The 26,397-nt window shown below is 69.4% G+C and carries 21 protein-coding genes; 14 read left to right on the top strand and 7 right to left on the bottom strand.

Annotation, left to right across the window (positions count from 1 at the left end):
- Positions 1–54: 54 nt before the first annotated feature.
- Complete coding sequence (gene recN / locus QWY80_RS14330; protein ID WP_290232786.1) at positions 55–1,728, bottom strand: DNA repair protein RecN; 1,674 nt, start codon at positions 1,726–1,728, stop codon at positions 55–57.
- Positions 1,729–1,955: 227 nt separating this feature from the next.
- On the opposite strand from recN, the gene grpE reads away from it, so the two are divergent.
- From grpE to QWY80_RS14310, 4 genes are all read left to right on the top strand, one after another.
- Positions 1,956–2,588, top strand: a complete 633-nt coding sequence (grpE, locus tag QWY80_RS14325; protein ID WP_290232784.1) for a nucleotide exchange factor GrpE — start codon at positions 1,956–1,958, stop codon at positions 2,586–2,588.
- A 128-nt stretch (positions 2,589–2,716) separates the two neighbouring features.
- Complete coding sequence (dnaK, locus tag QWY80_RS14320) at positions 2,717–4,651, top strand: molecular chaperone DnaK (RefSeq protein ID WP_290232780.1); 1,935 nt, start codon at positions 2,717–2,719, stop codon at positions 4,649–4,651.
- 91 nt (positions 4,652–4,742) lie between these two features.
- Positions 4,743–5,888 (top strand): molecular chaperone DnaJ, encoded by a 1,146-nt coding sequence (gene dnaJ, locus QWY80_RS14315; RefSeq protein ID WP_290232776.1) that lies wholly within the window; start codon positions 4,743–4,745, stop codon positions 5,886–5,888.
- 347 nt (positions 5,889–6,235) lie between these two features.
- Complete coding sequence (locus QWY80_RS14310; RefSeq protein ID WP_290232772.1) at positions 6,236–7,135, top strand: DMT family transporter; 900 nt, start codon at positions 6,236–6,238, stop codon at positions 7,133–7,135.
- On the opposite strand, the gene QWY80_RS14305 is transcribed toward QWY80_RS14310, so the two are convergent.
- From QWY80_RS14305 to corA, 4 genes are all read right to left on the bottom strand, one after another.
- Positions 7,113–7,862 carry an ABC transporter ATP-binding protein gene (locus tag QWY80_RS14305; protein WP_290232768.1) on the bottom strand — a complete coding sequence of 250 codons (750 nt, stop codon included), beginning with the start codon at positions 7,860–7,862 and terminating at the stop codon, positions 7,113–7,115. The genes QWY80_RS14310 and QWY80_RS14305 overlap by 23 nt on opposite strands.
- Entirely contained in the window at positions 7,856–8,923 is a 1,068-nt protein-coding gene (locus QWY80_RS14300; RefSeq protein ID WP_290232766.1) for a FecCD family ABC transporter permease, read from the bottom strand. Before QWY80_RS14300 ends, QWY80_RS14305 begins: the two co-directional genes overlap by 7 nt.
- Positions 8,913–10,040: an ABC transporter substrate-binding protein gene (locus QWY80_RS14295; protein WP_290232764.1), complete on the bottom strand. Its 1,128-nt coding sequence runs from the start codon at positions 10,038–10,040 to the stop codon at positions 8,913–8,915. Before QWY80_RS14295 ends, QWY80_RS14300 begins: the two co-directional genes overlap by 11 nt.
- 279 nt (positions 10,041–10,319) lie before the next feature.
- Entirely contained in the window at positions 10,320–11,285 is a 966-nt protein-coding gene (gene corA, locus QWY80_RS14290) for a magnesium/cobalt transporter CorA (protein ID WP_290232761.1), read from the bottom strand.
- Positions 11,286–11,470: 185 nt separating this feature from the next.
- On the opposite strand from corA, the gene QWY80_RS14285 reads away from it, so the two are divergent.
- On the top strand, positions 11,471–11,749 hold the full coding sequence (locus tag QWY80_RS14285; protein WP_290232758.1) for a DUF2218 domain-containing protein: 279 nt from the start codon (positions 11,471–11,473) through the stop codon (positions 11,747–11,749).
- Positions 11,746–12,666: an EamA family transporter gene (locus QWY80_RS14280; protein WP_290232754.1), complete on the top strand. Its 921-nt coding sequence runs from the start codon at positions 11,746–11,748 to the stop codon at positions 12,664–12,666. Before QWY80_RS14285 ends, QWY80_RS14280 begins: the two co-directional genes overlap by 4 nt.
- On the opposite strand, the gene QWY80_RS14275 is transcribed toward QWY80_RS14280, so the two are convergent.
- Entirely contained in the window at positions 12,657–14,600 is a 1,944-nt protein-coding gene (locus QWY80_RS14275; RefSeq protein WP_290232751.1) for a Clp1/GlmU family protein, read from the bottom strand. The two genes, QWY80_RS14280 and QWY80_RS14275, sit on opposite strands and share 10 nt — an antisense overlap.
- 132 nt (positions 14,601–14,732) lie before the next feature.
- Between QWY80_RS14275 and dapB the strand changes: the two genes are divergently transcribed.
- From dapB to greA, 4 genes are all read left to right on the top strand, one after another.
- Positions 14,733–15,536, top strand: coding sequence for a 4-hydroxy-tetrahydrodipicolinate reductase (gene dapB / locus QWY80_RS14270; RefSeq protein WP_290232749.1), 804 nt, complete (start codon positions 14,733–14,735; stop codon positions 15,534–15,536).
- Between the two features lie 227 nt (positions 15,537–15,763).
- Complete coding sequence (gene carA / locus QWY80_RS14265; protein ID WP_290232747.1) at positions 15,764–16,912, top strand: glutamine-hydrolyzing carbamoyl-phosphate synthase small subunit; 1,149 nt, start codon at positions 15,764–15,766, stop codon at positions 16,910–16,912.
- 60 nt (positions 16,913–16,972) lie between these two features.
- A complete protein-coding gene (gene carB / locus QWY80_RS14260) occupies positions 16,973–20,203 on the top strand; it encodes a carbamoyl-phosphate synthase large subunit (protein ID WP_290232745.1) in 3,231 nt (1,076 codons plus the stop codon).
- Positions 20,200–20,676: a transcription elongation factor GreA gene (gene greA, locus QWY80_RS14255; protein ID WP_290232742.1), complete on the top strand. Its 477-nt coding sequence runs from the start codon at positions 20,200–20,202 to the stop codon at positions 20,674–20,676. The genes carB and greA overlap by 4 nt, the downstream gene beginning before the upstream one ends.
- Before the next feature lie 104 nt (positions 20,677–20,780).
- Here greA and yhbY read toward each other — a convergent pair whose 3' ends face one another.
- Positions 20,781–21,107 carry a ribosome assembly RNA-binding protein YhbY gene (gene yhbY / locus QWY80_RS14250; protein WP_290232740.1) on the bottom strand — a complete coding sequence of 109 codons (327 nt, stop codon included), beginning with the start codon at positions 21,105–21,107 and terminating at the stop codon, positions 20,781–20,783.
- Between the two features lie 111 nt (positions 21,108–21,218).
- Between yhbY and rlmE the strand changes: the two genes are divergently transcribed.
- The 4 genes from rlmE to glmM all read left to right on the top strand — a co-directional run bounded on the left by rlmE (position 21,219) and on the right by glmM (position 26,353).
- A complete protein-coding gene (rlmE, locus tag QWY80_RS14245; RefSeq protein WP_290232736.1) occupies positions 21,219–21,890 on the top strand; it encodes a 23S rRNA (uridine(2552)-2'-O)-methyltransferase RlmE in 672 nt (223 codons plus the stop codon).
- A gap of 181 nt (positions 21,891–22,071) precedes the next feature.
- Entirely contained in the window at positions 22,072–24,057 is a 1,986-nt protein-coding gene (ftsH, locus tag QWY80_RS14240; protein WP_290232734.1) for an ATP-dependent zinc metalloprotease FtsH, read from the top strand.
- Between the two features lie 86 nt (positions 24,058–24,143).
- The gene (folP, locus tag QWY80_RS14235) at positions 24,144–24,995 is read left to right on the top strand and encodes a dihydropteroate synthase (RefSeq protein WP_290232732.1); all 852 of its coding nucleotides are present in this window, start codon (positions 24,144–24,146) and stop codon (positions 24,993–24,995) included.
- Between the two features lie 2 nt (positions 24,996–24,997).
- Positions 24,998–26,353 (top strand): phosphoglucosamine mutase, encoded by a 1,356-nt coding sequence (gene glmM, locus QWY80_RS14230; protein WP_290232730.1) that lies wholly within the window; start codon positions 24,998–25,000, stop codon positions 26,351–26,353.
- Positions 26,354–26,397 lie beyond the last annotated feature (44 nt).

Raw genomic sequence — 26,397 nt, 5'->3', positions numbered from 1 at the left:
CGATGCACGACGGCCCCGATCACCGATCGGGGCCGTCGTCGTTCGGGGCGCGCTTCAGTGGTGGGGGCGCTGGCTGGCGTCGAGCATCTCCCGGGCGTGGGCCAGGGTGCGGTCGGAGAGGTTGACGCCGCCCAGCATGCGCGCCAGCTCGCCGACCCGGCCCGCCTCGTCGAGCAGCGCCATGCGGGTCAGGGTGGTGTCGTCCTCGGCCCGCTTCTCGATATGCAGGTGCCGGTGGGCCTGGGCCGCCACCTGGGGCAGGTGGGTCACGGTCATCACCTGGCCCTGGTCGCCCAGGCGGCGCAGCAGCTGGCCGACGATCTCGGCGGTGGCGCCGGAGACGCCCACGTCGACCTCGTCGAACACCAGGCTGGGGATGGTGGAGTGGCGGGCCGCCACCACCTGGATCGCCAGGCTGAGGCGCGACAGCTCGCCGCCCGAGGCGACCCGGGCCAGGGCCCGCGCCGGCTGGCCCGGGTTGGCGCTGATCAGGAAGCGCACGGTTTCCAGCCCCTCGGCCGCCGGCCTCTCGCGGGCCTCCACCTCCACCTCGAAGCGTGCCTTGCCCATGGCCAGGAAGGCCAGCTGCTCCTGCACGGCGCCGGCGAAGCGACCGGCGGCCTGGCGACGCGCCTCGCCCACCCGGCGGGCCAGGGCCTTCCAGTGTTCGCGCAGTGCCTCGACCTCGGCGGAGAGGGCGTCGAGGTCCTGGTCGCTGCCCTCCAGCCGCTCCAGCTCGGCGTGCAGCGCCCGGTGCCGCTCGAGGAGCTCCTCGGGCATCACGTGATGCTTGCGGGCCAGGCGGTGTACCTCGCCCAGGCGCTCCTCCACCCGGGCCAGGCGCTCCGGGTCCAGTTCGGTGTCGGCGGCGAGGTGGTTGAGCTCGCGGGCGGCCTCCTCCACCTGGATGCGTGCCTCGCCCAGCATGGCGAGCGCCTCCGCCAGGCGGCCGCGCTCGCATCCCGGCAGCGCCTCGAGCCGGCCGATCGCCCGGGTGAGCAGGGTCATGGCGCCGCCCTCGTCGTTGTCGCAGCACTCGGCGGCGAACTGCGCCTCGCGCAGCCGCTCCTCGGCGTGGGCCAACGCCTCCTGCTCGGCCTCCAGTTCGGCCAGCTCGCCCTCGGCCAGGGCCAGCTGGTCGAGCTCCTCGACCTGGTAGCGCACCAGCTGGCGGCGCGCGGCCAGTTCGTCGCCATCCTCGGCCAGCCGCTTGAGCCGGCGCCGCGCGGCCTGCCAGCGGCGGAAGGTCTCGGCCATCTCGGCTGCGGCCTCGCGCTGGCCGGCGAAGTCGTCGAGCAGGCGCAGGTGGGTCTCCTCGCGCAGCAGCTGCTGGTGGGCATGCTGGCCGTGGATCTCGATCAGGCGCTCGCCCAGGGAGCGGAGGTCGGCCACGGTGGCCGGCTGACCGTTGATCCAGGCCTTGGAGCGGCCGTTGGCGTTGATCACCCGGCGCAGCAGGCAATCGTCTGCGGGCAGTTCGCGTGCCTCCAGCCAGGCGCGGGCCTCGGGCAGCTCGGCGACGTCGAAGCGCGCCGAGAGGTCGGCCCGTGGGGCGCCGTGGCGCACGCTGTCGGCATCGGCGCGTTCGCCCAGGCAGAGCCCCAGGGCGCCGAGCAGGATCGACTTGCCGGCGCCGGTCTCGCCGGTGATGGCGGTCATGCCGCCGGCGAGCTCCAGCTCGAGATGGTCGACGATGGCGAAGTCGCGAATGGCAAGTTCCGTCAGCATGACGCCTCCCCGGTTCGTGGCCTGGCTTAGGCACCTGGTCATTCATACATGATGTGTTCGTTTATACAGTAGTCCGGGTGCCGTCACAATGCACGCCGCGTGTCGTGTCCGCCCGACGCCTTGAGTTCCGCCGCCGCGGCCCCATATAGCCGACAGAACCGATTCAAACCCGACATTCATCGCGAGCCGGCGGCCCATGGCCGCCGCATCCCTGTCAGGAGAGACCCATGGCCAAAGATTCCCAGACCCCGCTGGACGACGAGCTCGCCCGCCATGAGCAGGAGGCGGAGCCCCAGGCCGAGCCCGAGCCGGTAGAGGGCGAGCTGGAAGATGCCGCCGAGGCGGCCGAGCAGGCGGAGCAGGCCGAAGAGGCGGCGAGCGACAACCCCGAGGCCCAGGTCCTGGCCGCCAAGGTCGAGGAGCTCGAGCAGAGCCTGGCCGATGCCAAGGATCAGTCGCTGCGGGCTGCCGCCGAGGCCCAGAACGTGCGTCGGCGCGCCGAGCAGGAGGCCGAGAAGGCACGCAAGTTCGCCCTGGAGAAGTTCGTCAAGGAACTGCTGCCCGTGGTCGACAGCCTGGAGAAGGCCCTGGACGCCATGGGCGAGGACGCCACCGAGGCCCATCGTGAGGGCGTGTCCATGACGCTGAAGATGCAACTCGATGTGCTGGGCAAGTTCGGCGTCGAGGTGGTGGAGCCCGCCGGCGAACCCTTCGATCCGCAGTACCACGAGGCCGTGACGATGGTGCCCAACCCCGAGCTGGAGCCCAACACCGTCATGGAAGTGATCCAGAAGGGCTACCTGCTCAACGGGCGCCTGGTGCGGCCGGCCATGGTGGTGGTCAGCCAGGCCGCCGAATAGCCGCCGCCATTAATCCCGGCCGCAGGCCTTGAAATGCGACCTGCGGCCCCCAGATAGACGTCAACTCCGCGGTGAAGGCCGCAGAACACGACTCCTGAACACACCGACACGACTTTCGAGGACTTCCTATGGGACGCATCATCGGAATTGACCTGGGGACCACCAACTCCTGCGTGGCCGTGCTCGACGGCGACAAGCCCAAGGTGATCGAGAACGCCGAGGGCGCGCGCACCACCCCGTCGATCATCGCCTACACCGATGACGGCGAGATCCTGGTGGGGCAAGCGGCCAAGCGCCAGGCGGTTACCAACCCCCAGAACACCCTCTATGCCATCAAGCGCCTGATCGGCCGTCGCTTCCAGGACGACGTCGTCCAGAAGGACATCAAGATGGTGCCCTACGCCATCACCGAGGCCGACAACGGCGACGCCTGGGTCGAGGTGAAGGGCAAGAAGCTGGCACCGCCGCAGGTCAGCGCCGAAGTGCTGAAGAAGATGAAGAAGACCGCCGAGGACTACCTGGGTGAAGAAGTCACCGAGGCGGTCATCACCGTGCCGGCCTACTTCAACGACAGCCAGCGCCAGGCCACCAAGGACGCCGGCCGCATCGCCGGCCTCGAGGTCAAGCGCATCATCAACGAGCCTACTGCGGCGGCGCTGGCCTACGGCATGGACAAGGCGCGCGGCGACAAGACCATTGCGGTCTACGACCTGGGCGGCGGCACCTTCGACATCTCCATCATCGAGGTGGCCGACGTCGACGGCGAGACCCAGTTCGAGGTGCTGGCCACCAACGGCGACACCTTCCTGGGCGGTGAAGACTTCGACCTGGCGCTGATCAACTACCTGGTCGACCAGTTCAAGACCGACAGCGGCATCGACCTGTCCGGCGACAACCTGGCCATGCAGCGCCTCAAGGAAGCCGCCGAGAAGGCCAAGATCGAGCTGTCCAGCGCCCAGCAGACCGACGTCAACCTGCCGTACATCACGGCCGACAACACCGGTCCCAAGCACCTCAACGTCAAGGTGACCCGGGCCAAGCTCGAATCGCTGGTCGAGGACCTGGTCAAGCGCTCCATGGACCCGTGCAAGATCGCCCTCAAGGACGCCGGCGTCTCCTCGTCCGAGATCGACGACGTCATCCTGGTCGGCGGCCAGACCCGCATGCCGCTGGTGCAGAAGAGCGTCGCCGAGTTCTTCAGCAAGGAGCCGCGCAAGGACGTCAACCCGGACGAGGCCGTGGCCGTGGGCGCCGCCATCCAGGGCGGCGTGCTGGGCGGCGACGTCAAGGACGTGCTGCTGCTCGACGTCACCCCGCTGACCCTGGGCATCGAGACCCTGGGCGGCGTGATGACCCCGCTGATCGAGAAGAACACCACCATCCCGACCAAGAAGACCCAGACCTTCTCGACCGCGGACGACAACCAGACCGCCGTGACCATCCACGTGCTGCAGGGCGAGCGCAAGCAGGCCGGCCAGAACAAGTCGCTGGGCCGCTTCGACCTGGCCGATATCCCGCCGGCGCCGCGCGGCGTGCCGCAGATCGAGGTCGCCTTCGACCTGGACGCCAACGGCATCCTGCACGTGTCCGCCAAGGACAAGGCCACCGGCAAGGAGCAGTCCATCGTCATCAAGGCCTCCAGCGGTCTCTCCGAGGAGGAGATCGAGCAGATGGTCCAGGACGCCGAGGCCCACGCCGACGAGGACAAGAAGTTCGAGGAGCTGGTGCAGCTGCGTAACCAGGCCGACGGCATGGTCCACGCCGCGCGCAAGACCCTGGAAGAGGCCGGCGACCAGGCGACCGACGACGAGAAGCAGAAGATCGAGGCCGCCATCGGCGAGCTCGAGGAGGCGCTCAAGGGCGACGACAAGGACGAGATCCAGGCCAAGCTGGACGCCCTGACCGAAGCCTCCGGCAACCTGGCGCAGAAGATGTACGCCGCCCAGGCCGAAGCCGCCCAGCAGGAAGGGGGTGCCGAGGCCGGCGAGGCTGGCGCCAAGCAGGAAGATGACGTGGTCGACGCCGAGTACGAAGAAGTCAACGACGACCAGAAGAAGCAGTAAACCACGCATCTAAACCACGGATGACGCCAGCGCGGGGGGACGACTCCCGCGTTGGTGTTTCCGCGGTACCGCGACGGAGGCGGACAGATCCATGTCCAAACGTGACTATTACGAGGTGCTGGGCCTGGAGCGCGGGGCCGACCAGAAAGAGGTCAAGAAGGCCTACCGACGCCTCGCCCAGAAGTACCACCCCGACCGCAACCCCGAAGACGACACCGCGGCGGAGCGCTTCCGCGAGATCTCCGAGGCCTACGAGGTGCTCTCCGACAGCGAGAAGCGTGCCGCCTACGACCAGTTCGGTCATGCCGGCGTCGACGGCCAGGCCGGCGGCTTCGGCGGTGGCGGTTTCGGCGGTGCCGGGGCCGGCGGCTTCAGCGACATCTTCGGCGATGTGTTCGGCGACATCTTCGGCGGCGGGGGCGGCCGGCGTCACCCCAATGCCCCGGCCCGCGGCAGCGACCTGCGCTACAACCTCGAGCTCGACCTCGAGGATGCCGTGACCGGCACCACCGTCGACATCCGCGTGCCGCGTCACGTGGAGTGCGAGCGTTGCGACGGCGACGGCGCCGAGCCGGGGTCCAGCAAGGAGACCTGCCCGACCTGTGCCGGCCACGGCCAGGTGCGCATGCAGCAGGGCTTCTTCGCCGTGCAGCAGACCTGCCCCACCTGCCACGGCAGCGGCCAGCACATCAAGGTGCCGTGCCACAAGTGCAACGGCGAGGGCCGGGTGCGCGAGACCCGCACCCTGTCGGTGAAGATCCCCGCCGGCGTCGACACCGGCGACCGCATCCGCCTCAACGGCGAGGGCGAGGCCGGGATCAATGGCGGGCCGCCCGGCGACCTCTACGTGCAGGTGGCCATGAAGCCGCACCCCATCTTCCAGCGCGAGGGTCGCCACCTGCAGTGCGAGGTGCCGATCAACTTCGCCGACGCCGCCCTGGGCGGCGAGCTGGAGGTGCCGACCCTGGACGGCCGGGTCAAGCTCAAGATCCCGCCGGAGACCCAGACCGGCAAGCTGTTCCGCCTGCGCGGCAAGGGCGTCAAGCCGGTGCGCGGCGGCGCCCCGGGCGACCTGCTGTGCAAGGTGGTGGTCGAGACCCCGGTCAAGCTCAACGAGGAGCAGAAGGACCTGCTGCGCCAGCTCCAGGAGAGTCTCGGCGAGGGCAACAGCCACTCGCCGCGCAAGACCAGCTTCTTCGACGGCGTGAAGAAGTTCTTCGAGGACATGAAGCCGTAGCGCGCGACCGCCTCGCACGACGCGGATGGGGCCCCGGTATCGCCAGATGCCGGGGCCCCGGCGTGTCCGGGGTCAGTCCTGCAACTGCCCCATGGGGAACCTTGCCAGGGTGATGGCGATGACTCCGACCCGATCGCTGTCTGGGCATATCCATAGCCATAGGCCGTAGGTTCCAATTTGGAACGTGCTGCGACTGGGCGTATCAGGAAATGTTGATGATCCGGCTGATCGAACACTTCGTGCTGCTGAAATGACCGGCAGTCACCGTTCGGGTCCTGCCGATGGCTTTCGATGCGCGATGGGGTGAGAATGCTCCCTTTTCTCTCGGACCCATAGCGATGGTGTTCATGGACGATTCCACCGATAGGCCGCTGGCCGGCATCACGCTCCGACTGCTGTCGGGCATCCTCTTTACCGCGATGCTGGTGTGCGTCAAGGCGGTGAGCACGGCGGTGCCGCTGGGGCAGACCGTGTTCTTCCGTTCGGCCTTCGCGCTGCTGCCCATCGTGGCGTTCATGGCCTGGCGGCGGGAGTTTCCCCGGGCCCTGGCCACGCGGCGGCCCGCGGGGCACCTGCTGCGCTCGGGCCTCGGCGCGGCGGCGATGTTCGCCTCCTTCGCCGCCGTGGCCCGGCTGCCGGTGGCCGAGGCGACGCTGCTGGCGCAGCTGGCCCCGGTGGCCATGGCGGTGGGCGGCGTGCTGCTGCTGGGGGAACGCTTCACCCTGCATCGGGTTGCGGCCCTGGCCCTGGTGCTGGGCGGCGTGGCGGCCCTGGTGGTGCCCGATCTGGGCGCCGGGCAGCAGGAAGGGCACGCCTCGGGGTATGCGCTGGGCATCCTCGCCGCCGTGCTGACGGCGGGCGCACTGGTGACGGTGAGGCGCATCTCGCGCACCGAGACGCCGGCCTCCATCGCCTTCTACTTCGTGCTGGTCACGACCCTGGCGGGGCTGGCCACCCTGCCCCTGGGCTGGGCGGCCGTGTCGGGGCCGACGCTGGCGCTGCTGATCCTGGCCGGGCTGTTCGGCGGGGCGGCGCATATCTGCATGACCCTGGCGCTGCGCTATGCGGAGGTCTCGCGCCTGGCGCCCTTCGAATACGTGGCGCTGATCTGGCCGGTGCTGGCCGACCTGGCGATCTTCGGGCTGGCGCCCTCCGCTGGCTTCCTGCTGGCCCTGCCCCTGGTGCTGGGGGGCGCGGGCCTGGCGGCGCTCGAGGGCCGGCGGGTCAGATGGCCTCTTCGACGATGAGTTGGGGCCATCCCTTGGAGCAGGCCTCGATGCGCGACTCCACCCGATAGACCCGCCGCAGCAGCTCGGGGGTGACCACCTGGTCCGTGGGGCCGCAGGCGATCAGCCGGCCGCCCTCCAGCACCATCGCCTGGTCGGTGAAGCGCAGGGCGTGGCCCAGGTCATGCAGCGCCACCAGGATCAGCATCTGGCGCTCCCGGGCCAGCCGCCTCAGCACCGTCAGCAGGCCGATCTGGCGGTGGAGGTCCAGCGCCGAGGTGGGCTCGTCGAGCATCAGGATCTCGGGCTCCTGCACCAGCGCCTGGGCGGCGCTCACCAGCTGGCGCTGACCGCCGCTCAGGTCGCCGATATCGCGCTCGCCCAGGGCCGCGATCCCCAGCTCCGCCAGGGCGCTGTCGACCCGGGCCAGGTCCTCGGCGGCGACCTTGAGGGCGCGGCCCTGCATGCGCGCCAGCAGCACCGACTCGTAGACCGTCAGCACCGCCTTGGCGCCGGTCTCCTGGGGCATGTAGGCCACCGGGCGCTCGGCGGTGGCGCCGTCGATCAGGACCTCCCCCTTGCCCTTGAGCAGGCCGAGGATGCGCCGGAAGAGGGTGGACTTGCCCGCGGCATTGGGGCCCAGCAGCGCCACGACCTGGCCGCCCTCGAGGCTCGGGGTGGTGATCTCGGTGAGGATCGGCTGGCGGCCGTAGCGCGCCGAGAGGCGGTCGAGTCGCAGGGTTACCATGAGGCCTTCTTGTGGCTGAGGACGAGGAACAGGAAGAAGGGGATGCCCACCAGGGAGGTGATGATCCCGATGGGGATGATGGTGCCGGGGATGATGACCTTCGACAGCACCGAGCCGACGGAGAGAATCAGGGCCCCGCACAGCGCCGCGCCCGGCAGGAAGAAGCGCTGATCCTCGCCCAGCAGCAGGCGGGCGATATGCGGCCCCACCAGGCCGATGAAGCCGATGGTGCCGACGAAGGCCACGGCGATGGCCGCCAGCAGGGAGACCAGCACCAGCACCTCGAGGCGCAGGGCGCGCGGTTTCACGCCCAGGCTCTCGGCCTTGGCGTCGCCCAGGCGCATGGCGGTGAGGGCCCAGCCGTGGCGCGCCAGCAGCGGCAACACCGCCGCCAGGACGCCCGCCGCGATCCACAGCTTGGGCCAGGTCGCCTTGGTCAGGCTGCCGAGGGTCCAGAACACCACCGCGGCCACCGCCTGCTGGCTGGCGAAGAACTGGATCAGCGCCATCAGTGAGTTGAAGATGAACACCATGGCGATGCCCAGCAGCACGATGGTCTCGATGGTGACCCCGCGCCTCAGGCTCAGCGCGTGGATCAGGAAGGCGGTGACCATGGCCATGGCGAAGGCGTTGATCGGCACCACGTACTCGATGGCGGCGGGGATGATCGCCACCCCGAAGGCCAGCGCCAGGGCGGCGCCGAAGCTCGCCCCGGCGGAGATGCCCAAGGTGAAGGGGCTGGCCAGGGGGTTGCTGAGGATGGTCTGCATCTGGGCGCCGGCCACCGACAGGCTGGCGCCTACCACCAGGGCCATCAGCGCCACCGGCATGCGGATCTCCCAGAGGATCACCCGCACCTGCTGGCTGACGGCGTCGGGGGTGATCAGGCCGGCGATCACCTCGCCCAGGCCGAAGCGGGCGGGGCCCAGGGCGAGGTCGACGCACAGGCTGAGACTCAGCGCCAGCACCAGCGCGGCGAGGATCAACTGCCGCCGGATCACCAGGGCGCGATAGAAATCGCGCCCCTGGGGGGTATCGGCGGCGATCGTCTCAGTGGTCATGCAGCGACACCCAGTAGCCCGGCGCATAGTTCACCGGCAGGAAGCGCTCGTGCAGCTCCTGCATGGTGGCCTCGGGGTCGAGCTCGGCGAACAGTTCCGGATGGAACCACTTGGCCAGCTGCTGCACGGCCACGAAGTAGTAGGGGCTGTTGTAGAACTGGTGCCAGATGGCGTGGAAGTCGCCGCTCTCCACGGCCGCGATGCCGGTCATGGCGGTGCGCTCGGTCAGCGCCTCCAGCTTGGCCCGCGCGGCCGCCGGGTCGGCGCCGGGGCCCACGCCGACCCAGTCGCCGCCGGGCACGTAGGCATCCCAGTTGCCCCCGGTGACCACCACCTGCTCGGGGTCGGCGGCGAGGATCTGCTCCGGGTTCAGCGAGCCGAAGGTGTTGGGGATGATGCCGTCGGCGATGTTGCTGCCGCCGGCCAGCTCGACGTACTCGCCGAAGTTGCCGGGACCGAAGCTCATGCAGCAATCCTCGGAATAGCCGCCGGCGCGGTCGATGAAGACCGCCGGGCGCTCGGGGTCGGCCTCGGCGATGACCTCCGTGACGCGAGCCATCTGGGCCTCGGAGTAGGCGATGAAGGCCTCGGCGTCCGCTTCCTCGCCCAGCAGCCGGCCCATCAGGCGCATGGAGGGCAGGGTGTGCTCGAGCGGGTCCTCGCGGAAGTCCACGTAGACGATGGGGATGCCCAGTTCGGCGAGCTTGTCGTCGTAACCGGCGTCCTCGGTGGCCGTCCTGGCCTCGAGGTTCATCAGCACCACATCCGGTTGGAGCGCGGCGGCCTGCTCCACATCGAAGGTACCGTCCTTGAAGCCGCCGAAGGTGGGGATCTCCTCCAGCTCGGGAAAGCGCTCTGCGTAGACGGCGTAGTTGTCCGGGTCGGCCTGGGAGAAATCCTCCCGCCAGCCCACCACGCCGGCGAAGGGATCCTCGGGCTGCAGGGCGCCGAGCAGGTAGATCTGGCGCCCCTCGCCGAGGATCAGGCGCTCCACGGGGGCATCGACGGTGACCTGGCGGCCGGCGATGTCGGTCACGGTGATCTCGTCGGCCTGGGCGGTCATGCCGGCGAGGGCGATGGCGGTGCCAAAGGCGGCGTTCAGCAGTGGCTTGTGCATGTTCGGGGCTTCGTCACTCGTTGAGGGCTGTCGTGGGGCTCGATCATGCAGCGGTGCGTCATGGCGAACGCCGTGTTTGCTTCCTGGGCGGGATCGAGCTTCGCTAGTCTTGGTACATAATTCTCATTCGCGGAGGACGGCTAGTATGATCGAATCCAGGACCGTCGTCGAGACGGTTTCCGGGGCGCGCCTGATCCGGCGGCTGGTGGTGCCGGAGGGCGAGGCAGTGCCCGGCCTCCCTGTGGCGGCCGGGGCAGTCTCGTATTCCGGGGGTGGAGGCTAGAGCCAACCGGCGCGGCGGAAGCGTTGGTAAAGCAGGCCGCAGGTACCGCCCATCACCAGCAGGGCCAGGGGGTAGCCGAGTCGCCAGTCCAGCTCCGGCATGTGGGCGAAGTTCATGCCCCAGATGCCAGCCAGGATCGTGGCTACTGCGAAGAGGGCCGCCCAGGCCGCCAGTCGCTTGTGGACTTCGCCCTCGTCGATGGCCACCATCGAGAGGTTGACCTGGATCGCGGTGATGATCATCTCGCGGATGGTGTCCACCGCCGACTCGATGCGGTGCAGGTGGTCGTAGACGTCACGGAAGTATTCCCGTGTCTTGCGGCACAGCGCCGGTACTCGGCCGCCGAACAGGTGCGCTGTGGCCTCGCCCAGGGGCATGGCGGCATGCTTGAGCTGCATGGTCTGGCGCTTGAGCTTGTAGAGGCGCTCCAGGCTCCGACGGGCCGAGCCCCTGACGAAGATCTCGTCCTCGATGCTCTCGAGTTCTGCCTGCAGCGCCTCGATGACCGGGAAGTAGCGGTCGACGATGGTGTCCATCAGGGCATAGAGCACGAAGGCCGGCCCATGCCGCAGCAGCTTCGGCTCGTGCTCGCAGCGCTGGCGGACTTCGGCGAAGCCCCGGCCCGGGTGGAGGCGCACCGACAGCACATAGCCCGGGCCCGCGAAGACGGCCACCTGGCCGGCCTCCAGCTGGTCGTCGCGTATCGTGATCATATGCATGATCATGAACAGCGCTTCGTCGTACTCCTCGACCTTGGGGCGCTGGTGCCCGTTCAGGGCGTCCTCCACGGCCAGTTCATGCAGGTCGAACACCGTCTGGAAGGCAGCCATCTCCTCCTCGTCCGGGTTGTGCAGCGCCACCCACACGAAGCAGTTCGGCATCCCCAGGTAGTCGCCGATCTCGTGGGTCTGGATGTCCCGCAAGCGGTGTCCCTTCTCGTAGGCCACGCAGTTGACGATCATTGCCGTGTCCTCTTGCTGGGTGATAGAGCCGTGTGGAAGAGCATAGACCCTGAGGGTGCTCGCCTGCGGCCCCCTTCTGACGGTGCGGCATGCGGTGTGAGGGGGCGAAGTGCGGGCGGGGCTGGCGCCGGGAGCCCATGCCATCTTAGGCTGTGGCTTTCACCTCGATCGCGAAGGAGACTGCCATGCCCATTTCACGAGCCGAGATTCCCGCCGAGGACGCGGCGGCGCTGGTCGAGCAGCTGTGCAAGCGCTGGTCCGCCAAGCGGGCGGTGGAGCGCGACGGCAACGAGGCCAGGATCGGCTTCGGCGAGGGTAGCTGCCACCTCCGGGCGGAACCCGACCGGCTGGTCGTCGCCGTGGAGGCCCTGGACGACGAGAGCCACGACCAGCTGGAAGGGGAGGTGAACGCTGCCCTGGAGGCCCTCAAGGGGGTGTCGCTGGACATCGTCTGGGAGACGTGAGCGCCGCCGTCTCCTCCCGCGCCGCCCACCTGGGCATGCTGTTGTGGGCGCTGCTGGTGGGGTTCTCCTTTCCCGCCGTGGGGTTGATGGGCGAGCTGCCGCCGCTCTCGCTCACCGCCCTGCGCTTCGCCATCGCCTGCGCCGGCCTCTACTGGCTGGCGCGGCGCTCGCCGGACTTCGTGCCCCCGCGCCCCGCCCTGCCGCTCTATGCGCTGATGGGACTCTGCCTGGCAGGCTTCTTCGCCGCCATGTTCTGGGCCGCGCACCACGCCACGGCGCTCTCCATGGCCACCCTCTACGTCACGGTGCCGCTGCTGGCCTTCCTGCTGGGGCTGGGCTTCCGGGTGGAGCGCCCCGGCTGGCGGCTGCCGGCGATCCTCGCCCTCGGTGCGCTGGGCGCCCTGGGGCTGGCGCTGGCCGAGGCCTGGCAGGTGGGCGGCCGGCTGCGCTTCGGCGTCGGCGAGGCGGTGTTCTTCCTGGGCTGCCTGTCCACGGCGCTCTACCCGGTGCTGAGCAAGTGGGGCCTGGCCACGGGGCGCCTGCCGGCCTCGGCGGCGGTGCGCACCTTCTGGAGCCTGGGGCTCGGCGGGGTGCTGATCGGCCTGGCCGGCCTGGTGATCGAGCCCGTGGGGCGGCTGGCGAGCATGCGCGCCAGCGACCTGCTGCTGCTGGTCTACCTGGGGCTCTTCTCCAGCGCCCTGACCTTCTGGTTGATGCAGCGCGCCACCTCGGCGCTGACGCCGGGGGCGGTCACCGCCTACGGCTACCTGGTGCCCTTCGTCTCCATGCTGCTGCTGTTCGTGCAGGCGCCGGCGCGTCTCGGCTGGGTGTGGCTGCCGGGCAGTGTCCTGGTGGTGCTGGCCATCGGCCTGCTGATCCGCCACGACCGGCCCGCCGTGGTGGAGGTTCAGGGCTGATCCGGTTCGCCGCCCAGCGGCCCGGCGAAGCGGGTGCGGATCTCGGCGTAGAGGGGCTCGGCGTCGCGGTGGTGGCGCCGCGAGAAGTGGAAGGGGATCAGCCGCTCGACCCCCGCCGCGGCGGCGATCTCGCCACAGGCGCGGGCGGTGAGGTGGCCGGTGCGGCTGGCCTGCTCGGCCTCGCCCACGAGGAAGGGCGCCTCGCAGTACAGCACCCGGGCGCCCCGGGCCAGCCCCACCAGGCGCCGTCGGTTCTCGGCGCTGTCGGCCAGGTCGGTGGCGTAGACCAGGCGCAGCCCCGGCTCGGCGAGCAGCAGGGTCTCGGCCAGGCTGGCCACCGGCCGGCGGTCGCCGTTGGGTAACGCGATCTCGGCGTCGGTCTCGCCGGCCAGGGCGCGGTACTTGAGCTCGCCGAGCCAGGGGCCGGGCGGCCAGCCGTGGGCGGTCAACCGCTCCTTGCGCACCTTCAGCTGGGCCGTGGGCTCGAAGGCGAAGGCCAGCACCGGGGTGCCGTGGTCGAGGCGCGCCGCGCGCACCCGGAAGCCGGGCTCCGCCAGCAGCACGCCGTCGGGGACCGGGTGGTCGGGCAGCGGCTGGGGCCCGTCCTCGTCGGCCACCAGTCGGAAGCGCCGCAGCGTGTCGCCGTGCAGTTCGCGGACCTCGAAGCGTGGCGCCTTGTCGCCGACCCGGTCCCAGAGCACGCCGCGCACCAGGCCGGCGAGATGTCCGGCCAGGCCGGGCGGGCCATGCAGCCGACAGGGGGGATAGTCGCCGATCCGCGAGCGCAGCAGCCACAGGAAGCCGCCGATGTGGTCGAAGTGGGCATGGCTGATGAAGACGTCGCTGACCCGGTGGGCCAGGCGGGCCGGCAGGCGGCCGGCGTCGCCCAGGTCGAACAGCAGGCTGCGCCGCTGGTGGTGCAGTTGCAGCTGCAGCAGCGGGTCGCCGAAGGGGCCGTTGATCAGGGTGGCGGTGGCCGTGCCGAGGCGCACCGATGGCCGCGGGCCGTCGCGGGGGGCGAGGCGTTCGGGCGCCCGCGAGGCGGCACCGCCGCTCGGGCGATGGGGCGGTGCCGTGCCCAGCTGGCCGTCGGGGCGGCGTCGGGCGTCGCGGATCAGCAGGGCGGCGGGGGCGCCGTGGCAGGGTGGCGCCCGCAGGCGCAGGCGATCGCCCGCCAGGGCGAGGATCTCGCCGAGCGCCAGGGTGTGGCCCCGGGCGTCGAGCAGGCCCACCTGGCGCCCGCTCCAGGCCGCGGGCGCGTCGCGGGGCGGCGGCGTGCCGGTCACCGCCAGGTCGGGTAGCGCCAGGTCGTGCTCGATGGCGCCTGCCAGGTAGCTGTCCCAGGCCTCGCTGCGCAGGCGAGTACGGGTCTGGCGGCCGGGGTAGCGGGCCTCCGGTGCCGGCGACAGATGCAGCGTCTCCAGGCCCAGGGCCCGGCACTCCGCGGCCAGCGGCGGCATGCTGCCGGGCGGTGCCAGCATCACCAGGGCGCTGGCCCCGGCTGCCTCGGCCAGGGCCGGCAGCAGCTCGGCGCCGGCCACGCCGCGCACCACGCCGGGGGCGTCGACGAGCAGCGGCGCGGCGTCGTCGGGCGGAGCCAGGCGGCGCACCGCCTCCGTCAGCGGCAGGCGGAAGCGGGCCGAGTCGAGGGTGGCCAGCGCCGCCAGGGCCTCGAGGCACCACTCTCCCTGCGTCGGCCCGGTGGCCTGCCAGCGGCCCAGGCACGCCGCCCCGGGTGGACCGAAGCCGGGCAGCCCCGGGTCGGCGTTCAGGCAGCGGCAGGCCAGGCCCTCGGCGGCCAGCCGGGCCGCGGCGATGCCGGCCAGGGTGGTCTTGCCGCTGCCCGGGGCGCCGGTCAGCAGCACGCGACGATGGCGGCGCAGCAGCGCCACCAGGGGATGGTCGTCCGAACCTCGGTCGCTGTGCGGTGGCATGGGGCCCCCGTCTTGTGGCCTATGGCTCAGTGTGGGCGATGCGCCGGCGACTGCCCAAGGGGGCCGCCGACCAGGCCGGGGCTCTGGTATACTGCCCGCCGAGTCAATGCCATCGAATCCGCAGGAGTCCACATGACCCGTATCGCCATCGTCGGTGTCGCCGGCCGCATGGGCCGCACCCTGGTCAACGCCGTCCAGCAGGATGAGGCCGCCAGCCTGGCGGGCGGCATCGTCGAGCCGGGCAGTTCGCTGGCCGGCGTGGATATCGGCGAGCTGGCCGGGCTCGGCAGGCTGGGCGTGGCCGCGGTGGATTCCCTGGAGGCCATCGTCGACGACTTCGACGTGCTGATCGACTTCACCGCCCCGCGGGTGACCCTGGCCAACCTGGCGTTCTGCGCCGCGCACGGCAAGCGCATCGTCATCGGCACCACCGGGCTCTCCGATGAGGAGCTGGCCGAGCTGGACGGCTACCGCGACCGGCTGCCCATGGTCTTCGCGCCCAATATGAGCGTGGGGGTGAACCTGACGCTCAAGCTGCTCGAGACCGCCGCCAGGGCGCTGGGCGACGAGGGCTACGACATCGAAGTGATCGAGGCCCACCACCGCCACAAGGTGGACGCGCCCTCCGGCACCGCGCTGAAGATGGGCGAGGTGGTGGCCGAGAGCCTGGGCCGCAGCCTCAAGGAGCATGGCGTCTTCGAGCGGGTCGGCCAGTGCGGGCCCCGCGACCCCAGGGAGATCGGCTTCGCCACGGTGCGCGCCGGGGACATCGTCGGCGAGCACACCGTGATGTTCGCCACCGAGGGCGAGCGCATCGAGATCACCCACAAGGCGAGCAGCCGCATGACCTTCGCCAAGGGCGCGGTGCGCGCGGCGCGCTGGGTGGCCGGCCAGGGCAACGGCCGCTACGCCATGCAGGATGTGCTGGGGCTTTGATCCCCCCAGGGGTAGTCGCCGGGCGCCATTTCCTGTAATATCCCCAAAATTTTGGCCGGGCGCATGGGCGAGAGCCCCCTTCGCTGCGCTTGTTGCTTCGGCCCAGGCATTCCGAGCGAATGACAACAAGCGGGATGAAACCGGTCTCACCATCGGGTTTCGTCCCGCTTTTTTGCGGCCCGGCCCCGGCGAGCAGTATTCCTTGACGAGCATGGGAGGACGTTGCATTGAACAGACCCGCGATACTGGCCCTGGAAGACGGCAGTGTGTTTCATGGCACGGCCATCGGTGCCGATGGGCAAACCAGCGGTGAGGTGGTGTTCAATACGGCCATGACCGGCTATCAGGAGATCCTGACCGATCCTTCCTATACCCGACAGATCGTCACCCTGACCTACCCCCACATCGGCAATACCGGCATCAATGCCGAGGACGTGGAGTCCGGCGCCATCGCCGCGGCCGGCCTGGTGATCCGTGACCTGCCGCTGCTGGCCAGCAGCTTCCGCTCCGAGCAATCGCTCTCCGACTACCTGCGCGGCCAGAACGTGCTGGGCATCGCCGACATCGACACCCGCCGCCTGACCCGCATCCTGCGCGACAAGGGGTCACAGAACGGCGCCATCCTGGCCGGCCCGGCGGCCGAGGGCGAGGACGCCGAGGAGCGCGCCCTGGCCGCGGCCCGCGACTTCCCGGGCCTCAAGGGCATGGACCTGGCCAAGGTGGTGTCCTGCCAGTCGCCCTACGAGTGGGGCGAGGGCGAGTGGGCCCTGGGCGAGGGCTACGCCGATGCCTCCCGCGGCGAACGGCCCTTCCACGTGGTCGCCTACGACTACGGCGTGAAGCGCAATATCCTGCGCATGCTCGCCTCCCGCGGCTGTCGCCTCACGGTGGTGCCGGCCCAGACGCCCGCCGACGAGGCGCTGGCCCTGAACCCGGACGGCATCTTCCTCTCCAACGGCCCCGGCGACCCCGAGCCCTGCGACTACGCCATCGAGGCGATCCGCACCTTCCTGGAGACCGAGGTCCCGGTGTTCGGCATCTGCCTGGGGCACCAGTTGCTGGCGCTGGCTTCCGGGGCGACCTCGGTGAAGATGAACCACGGCCACCACGGGGCCAACCACCCGGTGCAGGACCTCGACAGCGGCCGGGTGATGATCACCAGCCAGAACCACGGCTTCGCCGCCGACGAGGCGAGCCTGCCGGCCAACCTGCGGGCCACCCACCGTTCGCTGTTCGACGGCACCCTGCAGGGCATCGAGCGCACCGACCGCCCGGCGTTCGGCTTCCAGGGCCACCCCGAGGCGAGTCCCGGGCCGCGGGACGTGGCGCCGCTGTTCGACCGTTTCGTCGAGATGATGAAGGCCCGACAGGCCTGAGCCTGGGGTAAGAGCTAGAGACACGTCGCCATTCGTCACCCTTATTCTGCGGGAAGCACCATGCCCAAGCGTACCGACATCCAGAGCATCCTGATCATTGGCGCCGGCCCCATCGTCATCGGCCAGGCGTGCGAATTCGACTACTCCGGCGCCCAGGCCTGCAAGGCCCTGCGCGAGGAGGGCTACCGGGTCATCCTGGTCAACTCCAACCCGGCCACCATCATGACCGACCCGGTGATGGCCGACGCCACCTACATCGAGCCGATCACCTGGCAGGCCGTGGCCAAGATCATCGAGGCCGAGCGCCCCGACGCCATCCTGCCCACCATGGGCGGCCAGACCGCGCTCAACTGCGCCCTGGACCTGGACAAGCATGGCGTGCTCGAACGGTTCGGCGTGGAGATGATCGGTGCCAACGCCGATGCCATCAACAAGGCCGAGGATCGCGACCTCTTCGACAAGGCGATGCGCAACATCGGCCTGGAGTGCCCCAAGGCCAAGGTGGCCCACACCATGGCCGAGGCCTGGGAGATCCAGGCCGAGCTGGGCTTCCCGGTGATCATCCGCCCCTCCTACACCATGGGCGGTTCCGGCGGCGGCGTGGCCTACAACAAGGAGGAGTTCGGGGAGATCTGCACCCGCGGCTTCGATCTCTCCAACAACCATGAGCTGCTGATCGACGAGTCGCTGTTGGGCTGGAAGGAGTACGAGATGGAGGTCGTTCGCGACAGGAACGACAACTGCATCATCGTCTGTGCCATCGAGAACTTCGACCCCATGGGCGTGCACACCGGCGACTCCATCACCGTGGCGCCGGCCCAGACGCTGACCGACAAGGAATACCAGATCATGCGCGACGCCTCGCTGGCGGTGCTGCGCGAGATCGGCGTCGAGACCGGCGGCTCCAACGTGCAGTTCGGCGTGGATCCCGACACCGGTCGCGTGGTGGTCATCGAGATGAATCCGCGGGTGTCGCGCTCCTCGGCGCTGGCCTCCAAGGCCACCGGCTTCCCCATCGCCAAGATCGCCGCCAAGCTGGCCGTCGGCTACACCCTGGACGAGCTGCAGAACGACATCACCGGCGGGCGCACTCCGGCCTCCTTCGAGCCGTCCATCGACTACGTGGTCACCAAGATCCCGCGCTTCACCTTCGAGAAGTTCCCCCAGGCCAACGACCGCCTGACCACCCAGATGAAGTCGGTGGGCGAGGTGATGGCCATCGGGCGCACCTTCCAGGAGTCGCTGCAGAAGGCGCTGCGCGGCATGGAGACCGGCAACGATGGCCTCGACCCCAAGGTGACCGAGTTCACCGAGGAGGCCATGGCCCACGTCAAGGGCGAGCTGCAGGCCGCCGGCGCCGACCGCATCTTCTACGTGGCCGATGCGCTGCGCGCCGGCATGAGCCGCGAGGAGGTCTTCGCGCTGACCAATATCGACCCCTGGTTCCTGGTCCAGCTCGAGGACCTGGTGGCCACCGAGCAGGAGGTGGCCAGGCGCTCGCTCTCCGAGCTCACGCCCCGGGAGCTGCTGCGCCTCAAGCGCAAGGGCTTCTCCGACGCCCGCCTGGCGAGCCTGCTCGGCGTCTCCGAGAAGGAGTTCCGCAAGACCCGCCAGAAGGCCGGCATCCGCCCGGTCTACAAGCGGGTGGATACCTGTGCGGCCGAGTTCGCCTCGGACACCGCCTACATGTACTCCACCTACGAGGAGGAGTGCGAGGCCGAGGTCTCCGGCCGCCAGAAGATCATGGTGCTGGGTGGCGGACCCAACCGCATCGGCCAGGGCATCGAGTTCGACTACTGCTGCGTCCACGCCGCGCTGGCCATGCGCGACGACGGTTACGAGACCATCATGGTCAACTGCAACCCGGAGACGGTCTCCACCGACTACGACACCTCGGATCGCCTCTACTTCGAGCCGGTGACCCTCGAGGACGTGCTGGAGATCGCCGACAAGGAGCAGCCGGTCGGGGTGATCGTGCAGTTCGGCGGCCAGACCCCGCTGAAGCTGGCGCGTGAGCTGGAGGCCGCCGGCGTGCCGATCATCGGCACCACGCCGGATGCCATCGACCGCGCCGAGGATCGCGAGCGCTTCCAGCAGATGATCGACAAGCTGGGCCTCAAGCAGCCGCCCAACGCCACCGCACGCAGCTTCGAGGAAGCCTTCGCCAAGGCCGAGGCGATCGGCTACCCGCTGGTGGTGCGCCCCAGCTACGTGCTCGGCGGTCGCGCCATGGAGATCGTCTACGACGCTTCGGAGCTGGAGAACTACATGACCCATGCGGTCAAGGTCTCCAACGACTCGCCGGTGCTGCTCGACCACTTCCTCAACGCTGCCATCGAGATCGACATCGATGCTGTCTCCGACGGCCGGGACGTGGTGATCGGCGGCATCATGCAGCATATCGAGCAGGCGGGCGTGCACTCGGGGGATTCGGCGTGTGCGCTGCCGCCCTACTCGCTGCCCGCCGACGTCCAGGACGAGATGCGCGCCCAGGTCAAGCGCATGGCCGTGGAGCTGGGCGTCAAGGGCCTGATGAACGTGCAGCTGGCCTGGCAGGGCGGCGAGATCTACGTCATCGAGGTCAACCCGCGGGCCTCGCGCACCGTGCCCTTCGTCTCCAAGTGCATCGGCACCTCGCTGGCCCAGGTGGCGGCGCGCTGCATGGCTGGCAAGACCCTGGAGGAGCAGGGCTTCACCCGGGAGATCGTGCCGCACTTCTACAGCGTCAAGGAGGCGGTCTTCCCGTTCAACAAGTTCCCGGGCGTCGACCCGATCCTGTCGCCGGAAATGAAGTCCACCGGCGAGGTGATGGGCTCGGGTGACACCTTCGCCGAGGCCTTCTACAAGGCGCAGCTGGGCGCCGGCGAGGCGATCCCGGCCCTCGATGGCGACCGCAAGGCGTTCCTCTCGGTGCGCGAGCCGGACAAGGCGGGTGTTATCGAAGTGGCCCGTTCTCTGGTAACATTGGGCTTCACATTGTGTGCGACCCGCGGCACCGCCGCCGCCCTCGAGGCCGCCGGTCTCGACGTCGAGGTCGTCAACAAGGTCTATGAAGGCCGCCCGCATATCGTCGATCTGCTCAAGAACGACGAGATCGCCTATATCGTCAACACCACCGAGGGTCGCCAGGCGATCAACGACTCCTCGGTGATCCGCCGCACCGCGCTCGCCCGCAAGGTCCCCTACGCCACCACCCTGGCGGGGGCGAGTGCCGTTTGTCTGGCGCTGGAGTATGGCAATGCCATCACGGTGCGGCGGCTTCAGGAACTGCATGCAGGAGCTGCACAATGAACAAGGTCCCGATGACCGTTGCCGGGGAGGCGCGCCTGCGCAAGGAGCTCGAGGAGCTCAAGAGCGAGGCACGTCCGAAGGTGATCGCTGCCATCGCCGAGGCCCGTGAGCACGGCGATCTCAAGGAGAACGCCGAGTACCATGCCGCCCGCGAGCAGCAGGGCTTCATCGAGGGGCGTATCCAGGAGATCGAGGGCAAGCTCTCCAACGCCCAGGTGATCGACGTCACCAAGCTGCCCCGGACCGGCAAGGTGATCTTCGGCGTCACCGTGGAGCTGATCAACCTCGATACCGACGAGGAGGTGGCCTACCGCATCGTCGGCGAGGACGAGGCCAATATCAAGGCGGGCCTGATCTCCGTCACCTCGCCCATCGCCCGTGCCCTGATCGGCAAGGAAGAGGGCGACAGCGTGCTGGTCAGGACTCCCGGCGGCGACGTCGAGTACGAGATCGCCGGGGTCGAGCACCTCTGACCCAAGCTGGAAGCTTGGAAAAAAACACCCCGCGACCATGGCCGCGGGGTGTTTGGTATCTGGAGGTGCTACATCATGCTGGCTTCCAGCTCGCGCGAAGCGCGTCAATGCCGCCCATGATGCTCCTCGAAGCGCTTGATGTTGGAGAGCTTCGGGTTGGCCTGGGGGTTGTGGCGGTAGAGCAGCGCCATCTTGCCGATCTTCTGCACCAGCTCGGCACCGCTCTCGGCGACGAGCTCGTCGAGCATTGCGGCGCGGTCGTCGCGTTCCGGCAGGGCGAGCTTGACCTTGATCAGCTCGTGGTCGGCCAGCGCACGGTCGAGCTCGGCGAGCACGCCCTCGGAGATACCGTTCTCGGAGACCGTGACCACCGGGTTCAGATGGTGGCCGATGCTGCGGAATGCTTTCTTTTGTGCCTGTGACAAGCTCATGGTATCTTGCGTCTTCCCGGTTGCGCGCAGCCGCCCATGGTACGGCCAAACGCCGCTTCCCACAATCCGCTCGACCGCCTGTCGTCCGTCCCGTTTCCTACAGGTGATGCCGTGGCAACGCCCCCTTCATCCCGCAAGTCTCCCGGCCGTCGCGCCGCTGGCAGGAGTGCCAGCAAGACCAGCAAGGGCTGGTTGAAGGAGCACTTCGACGATCAGTACGTGCAGCGCTCCTGGCAGGAGGGCTACCGCTCGCGGGCCAGCTACAAGCTGCTCGAGCTCGACGACAAGGACCGCCTCTTCCGGCCCGGCATGACGGTGATCGACCTGGGTGCGGCGCCCGGCGGCTGGAGCCAGGTGGCCGCCGAGAAGGTGGGCGGCGAGGGCGTGGTGATCGCTTCCGATATCCTCGAGATGGATGCCCTGGCCGGCGTCGACTTCATCCAGGGCGACTTCACCGAGGAGGCCGTACTCGAGACGATCCTCGCCACCCTCGGCGAGCGTCCGGTGGACCTGGTGATGTCCGACATGGCCCCCAACATGAGCGGCATGGCCGCCATCGACCAGCCCCAGGCGATGTACCTGGTGGAGCTGGCGCTGGACCTGGCCGGCCAGACCCTGCGCCCGGGCGGCAGCTTCCTGGCCAAGGTGTTCCAGGGCGAGGGCTTCGACGAATACCTGAAGGCGCTGCGCGGCGCCTTCACGCGAGTGGTGACCCGCAAGCCGGGCGCCTCGCGGACGCGCTCGCGGGAGGTCTACCTGCTGGCGCATGGCTTCCGCGGCTGAGCGGCGGCCCGGGCCGATAGCCCCTGACTAAGGCGGCGATTGCCGGACAGCGCGGCACGACTGTGTCACAGTGGAGCCTGAGGCGAACCGTCCCGGCGGTGGCCGAACGTGATCGGCTCCTGTAGTGTCGAACATGCCAGGCTCCTAAGGCCGACAGATTTCTGATATTGAGGGTAGTCCCTTGAACGACATGGCGAAGAACCTGATTCTGTGGTTGGTCATCGCGGCGGTGCTGCTGACGGTGTTCAACAACTTCAGCGTCGACAGCGCACCCCAGACGATGAACTACTCGCAGTTCGTCCAGCAGGTGCAGAACCAGCAGGTGCGCAGCGTCACCATCGACGGTTACACCATCAACGGCGAGCGCACCGACGGCTCCCAGTTCCAGACCATCCGCCCGGCGGCGGACGATCCCAAGCTGATGGATGACCTGCTCGCCAATAACGTCACCGTGGTGGGCAAGGAGCCCGAGCAGCAGAGCCTGTGGACGCGGCTGCTGATCGCCAGCTTCCCGATCCTGCTGATCCTGGCCATCTTCATGTTCTTCATGCGCCAGATGCAGGGCGGCGGGGCCGGCAAGGGCGGCCCCATGAGTTTCGGCAAGTCCAAGGCCAAGCTGCTCTCCCAGGACCAGATCAAGACCACCTTCTCCGACGTGGCGGGCTGTGACGAGGCCAAGGAGGAGGTCGAGGAGCTGGTCGACTTCCTGCGCGATCCCACCAAGTTCCAGCGCCTGGGCGGGACCATCCCCCGCGGCGTGCTGATGGTGGGGCCGCCCGGCACCGGCAAGACGCTGCTGGCCAAGTCCATCGCCGGCGAGGCCAAGGTGCCCTTCTTCTCGATCTCCGGTTCCGACTTCGTCGAGATGTTCGTCGGCGTGGGCGCCTCCCGCGTGCGCGACATGTTCGAGCAGGCCAAGAAGCAGGCGCCGTGCATCATCTTCATCGACGAGATCGACGCCGTGGGGCGTTCGCGTGGCGTCGGCATGGGCGGCGGCAACGACGAGCGCGAGCAGACCCTCAACCAGCTGCTGGTGGAGATGGACGGCTTCGAGGCGAACGAGGGCATCATCGTCATCGCCGCCACCAACCGCCCCGACGTGCTCGACCCGGCGCTGCTGCGGCCGGGCCGCTTCGACCGCCAGGTGGTGGTGCCGCTGCCCGATATCCGTGGTCGCGAGCATATCCTCAACGTGCACCTGCGCAAGGTGCCGCTGGCCGACGACGTCAAGCCGACGCTGATCGCCCGCGGGACCCCGGGCTTCTCCGGCGCCGACCTGGCCAACCTGGTCAACGAGGCGGCGCTGTTCGCCGCGCGGCGCAACAAGCGCCTGGTGGGCATGGACGAGCTGGAGATGGCCAAGGACAAGATCATGATGGGCGCCGAGCGCCGCTCCATGGTCATGACCGAGAAGGAGAAGCTCAACACCGCCTATCACGAGTCGGGTCACGCCATCATCGGCCTGGTGATGCCGGAGCACGACCCGGTCTACAAGGTGACCATCATCCCTCGCGGCCGGGCACTCGGCGTGACCATGTTCCTACCCGAGCAGGATCGCTACAGCCTGTCCCGCCAGCAGATCATCAGCCAGATCTGCTCGCTGTTCGGCGGGCGCATCGCCGAGGAGATGACCCTGGGGCCCAACGGCGTCACCACGGGGGCATCGAACGACATCAAGCGTGCCACCGAGCTGGCCCACAACATGGTCGCCAAGTGGGGCCTCTCCGAGGAGATGGGGCCGGTGATGTACGACGAGGACGAGTCCCACCAGTTCTTCGGCGGCCCGGGCCAGGGCGGCAAGCTCAAGTCCGGCGAGACCATCTCCAAGCTCGACAAGGAGGTGCGCAAGGTCATCGACGGATGCTACGCCCAGGCCAAGCAGATCCTCGAGGAGAACCGCGACAAGCTGGATGCCATGGCCGAAGCGCTGGTGAAATACGAGACCATCGATGCCGAGCAGCTCAAGGACATCATGGACGGGCGCACGCCGCGGCCGCCCAAGGACTGGGAGGACGGTGACTCCTCCGGCCCCGGCGCGCCGGTGACCGGGGAGCCCCAGGCCGAGGCGGCGCCCGATGCCGGCGACGAGGCGAACGGCGACGGCGAGGACGACGACGAGCCGCGGCGTCGACCCTCCGACCCGCTGGGAGGCCCGGCCGGCTCCTGACGCCGCGTCGCTTCCGGAAAAGGCGCCCCTTGCGGGCGCCTTTGCATTCCGGCCGCGTTTCCCATTCCTCGATACGACCCGCGAACATGACGACGACACCCATGACCCTGACCTGTGGCCGCCATCGGCTGGACCTTTCCTATCCCCGGGTGATGGGGATCCTCAACGTCACCCCCGACTCCTTCTCCGACGGCGGGCACCACCTGGTGCCCGACGATGCCCTGCGCCACGCCGAACGCATGCTGGCCGAGGGAGCGGCGATCATCGACGTGGGTGGCGAATCCACCCGCCCCGGCGCCGACCCGGTGAGTCCCCAGGAGGAGCTCGACCGGGTGGCGCCGGTGGTGGAGGCGCTGGTGCGCGAGCTCGACGCCTTGGTGTCGGTGGACACCAGCTGTCCGGAGGTGATGCGCGAGGCGGCCTCCCTGGGGGCCGGCATGCTCAACGACGTGCGTGCCCTGGAGCGTGAGGGGGCGCTCTCCGCCGCCATCGGCAGCGGCTTGCCGGTCTGCCTGATGCACCGCCAGGGCGAGCCCCACGACATGCAGCAGGCACCCCGCTATGATGGACCCATCGAGGAGGCGGTCGCCGACTACCTCGCCGGGCGGGTCGCCACCTGCGAGGCCGCCGGCCTGCGCCGCGAGCGGTTGCTGGTCGACCCGGGCTTCGGCTTCGGCAAGACCGTGGAGCACAACCTGCGCCTGCTTCATCGCATGGAGCGCCTCGCCGAGCTCGAGCTGCCGTTGCTGGTGGGCATGTCGCGCAAGAGCATGATCGGCAAGGTGCTGGCGCGTCCGGTAGAGGAGCGGCTGCCCGGTGGGCTGGCGCTGACGGCCCTGGCGGTGGAGCGCGGCGCGCGCATCCTGCGCGTCCACGACGTGGGTCCCAACGTGGACGCGGTGAACATGACCTGGGCCGTACTCAAGGAAGGCTGTTAATCATGACCAGACGCTACTTCGGCACCGATGGCATCCGTGGCACCGTGGGCGAGCCGCCCATCACCGCCGACTTCATGCTCAAGCTGGGCTGGGCCACCGGTCGGGTGCTGGCCGCCCGCAACCACAAGCGCCGCCACCGGGTGCTGATCGGCAAGGACACCCGCATCTCCGGCTACATGTTCGAGTCGGCGCTGGAGGCCGGGCTCTCCGCGGCGGGGGTGGACGTGGCCCTGCTCGGCCCCATGCCGACTCCGGGCATCGCCTACCTGACCCGCACCTTCCGGGCCGACGCCGGCATCGTCATCTCGGCATCCCACAATCCCTTCGCCGACAACGGCATCAAGTTCTTCTCCACCGAGGGCACCAAGCTCGACGACGACCTCGAGGGGGAGATCGAGGCGATGCTCGACGAGCCGCTGACCACGGTGGCCGCGGATCGGCTGGGCAAGGCGATGCGCATCGACGACGCCGCCGGCCGCTACATCGAGTTCTGCAAGTCCACCATTCCCGATCGGGTCAGCCTGCGCGGCCTCAGGGTGGTGCTGGACTGCGCCCACGGCGCGACCTACCACATCGCCCCCAACGTCTTCCGCGAGCTGGGCGCCGAGGTGAGCCTGGTGGGCGCCAATCCCGACGGTCTCAACATCAACCAGGAGGTGGGGTCGACCCATCCGGCGGCGCTGCGCGCCGCGGTGATCCAGCAGGGCGCCGACCTGGGCGTGGCCTTCGACGGCGACGGCGACCGGGTGCTGCTGGTGGACGCCGACGGTCGCGAGATCGATGGCGACGACATCCTCTACCTGATCGCCCGCGACCGCCAGTCCCGCGGCGAGCTGGGCGGTGGCGTGGTGGGCACCCTGATGTCCAACTTCGGCCTGGCCGCGGCCCTGGAGGAGCTGGGGGTGCCCTTCGAGCGCGCCAGGGTGGGCGACCGCTACGTGATGGAGCGGCTGGCCGCCCACGGCTGGCAACTGGGTGGCGAGTCCTCGGGGCATATCGTGTGCGGCCACGTCCAGACCACCGGCGACGGCATCGTCTCGGCGCTGCAGGTGCTGGCGATCATGGTGCGCGAGGAGACGTCGCTGCAGCGCCTGCTGGCGGGGCTGGAGAAGGCGCCCCAGGTGCTGGTCAACGTGCGCCTCACCCCCGGCAGCGACGCCAAGGCGGTGATGGCGATGCCGGCCCTGCAGGAGGCCGTGGCCGAAATCGAGAGGGAGCTCGGCGACCTGGGGCGGGTGCTGCTGCGCCCCTCGGGTACCGAACCGCTGATCCGGGTGATGGTGGAGGGGCGCCCCCATCTGGACGTGGATGGCCTGGCCCGCCGCCTGGCCGAACAAGTCGAGGGGCTGCTGGCCTGAGGCGGCCGGTTGTCTTGACAGGGCCGCTCCTATACCATTTCGCT

This window comes from Halomonas ramblicola (assembly GCF_030409215.1).
In the GTDB taxonomy this organism is placed as follows: domain Bacteria; phylum Pseudomonadota; class Gammaproteobacteria; order Pseudomonadales; family Halomonadaceae; genus Halomonas; species Halomonas ramblicola.
This window is presented reverse-complemented; position numbering and strand designations above follow the sequence as displayed.

Excerpts from the sequence above, each read along its gene's own strand:
- recN (WP_290232786.1), bottom strand. The coding sequence starts at position 1,728 with ATGCTGACGGAACTTGCCATTCGCGACTTCGCCATCGTCGACCATCTC.
- grpE (WP_290232784.1), top strand. The coding sequence starts at position 1,956 with ATGGCCAAAGATTCCCAGACCCCGCTGGACGACGAGCTCGCCCGCCAT.
- dnaK (WP_290232780.1), top strand. The coding sequence starts at position 2,717 with ATGGGACGCATCATCGGAATTGACCTGGGGACCACCAACTCCTGCGTG.
- dnaJ (WP_290232776.1), top strand. The coding sequence starts at position 4,743 with ATGTCCAAACGTGACTATTACGAGGTGCTGGGCCTGGAGCGCGGGGCC.
- QWY80_RS14310 (WP_290232772.1), top strand. The coding sequence starts at position 6,236 with ATGGACGATTCCACCGATAGGCCGCTGGCCGGCATCACGCTCCGACTG.
- QWY80_RS14305 (WP_290232768.1), bottom strand. The coding sequence starts at position 7,862 with ATGGTAACCCTGCGACTCGACCGCCTCTCGGCGCGCTACGGCCGCCAG.
- QWY80_RS14300 (WP_290232766.1), bottom strand. The coding sequence starts at position 8,923 with ATGACCACTGAGACGATCGCCGCCGATACCCCCCAGGGGCGCGATTTC.
- QWY80_RS14295 (WP_290232764.1), bottom strand. The coding sequence starts at position 10,040 with ATGCACAAGCCACTGCTGAACGCCGCCTTTGGCACCGCCATCGCCCTC.
- corA (WP_290232761.1), bottom strand. The coding sequence starts at position 11,285 with ATGATCGTCAACTGCGTGGCCTACGAGAAGGGACACCGCTTGCGGGAC.
- QWY80_RS14285 (WP_290232758.1), top strand. The coding sequence starts at position 11,471 with ATGCCCATTTCACGAGCCGAGATTCCCGCCGAGGACGCGGCGGCGCTG.
- QWY80_RS14275 (WP_290232751.1), bottom strand. The coding sequence starts at position 14,600 with ATGCCACCGCACAGCGACCGAGGTTCGGACGACCATCCCCTGGTGGCG.
- dapB (WP_290232749.1), top strand. The coding sequence starts at position 14,733 with ATGACCCGTATCGCCATCGTCGGTGTCGCCGGCCGCATGGGCCGCACC.
- carB (WP_290232745.1), top strand. The coding sequence starts at position 16,973 with ATGCCCAAGCGTACCGACATCCAGAGCATCCTGATCATTGGCGCCGGC.
- greA (WP_290232742.1), top strand. The coding sequence starts at position 20,200 with ATGAACAAGGTCCCGATGACCGTTGCCGGGGAGGCGCGCCTGCGCAAG.
- yhbY (WP_290232740.1), bottom strand. The coding sequence starts at position 21,107 with ATGAGCTTGTCACAGGCACAAAAGAAAGCATTCCGCAGCATCGGCCAC.
- folP (WP_290232732.1), top strand. The coding sequence starts at position 24,144 with ATGACGACGACACCCATGACCCTGACCTGTGGCCGCCATCGGCTGGAC.
- glmM (WP_290232730.1), top strand. The coding sequence starts at position 24,998 with ATGACCAGACGCTACTTCGGCACCGATGGCATCCGTGGCACCGTGGGC.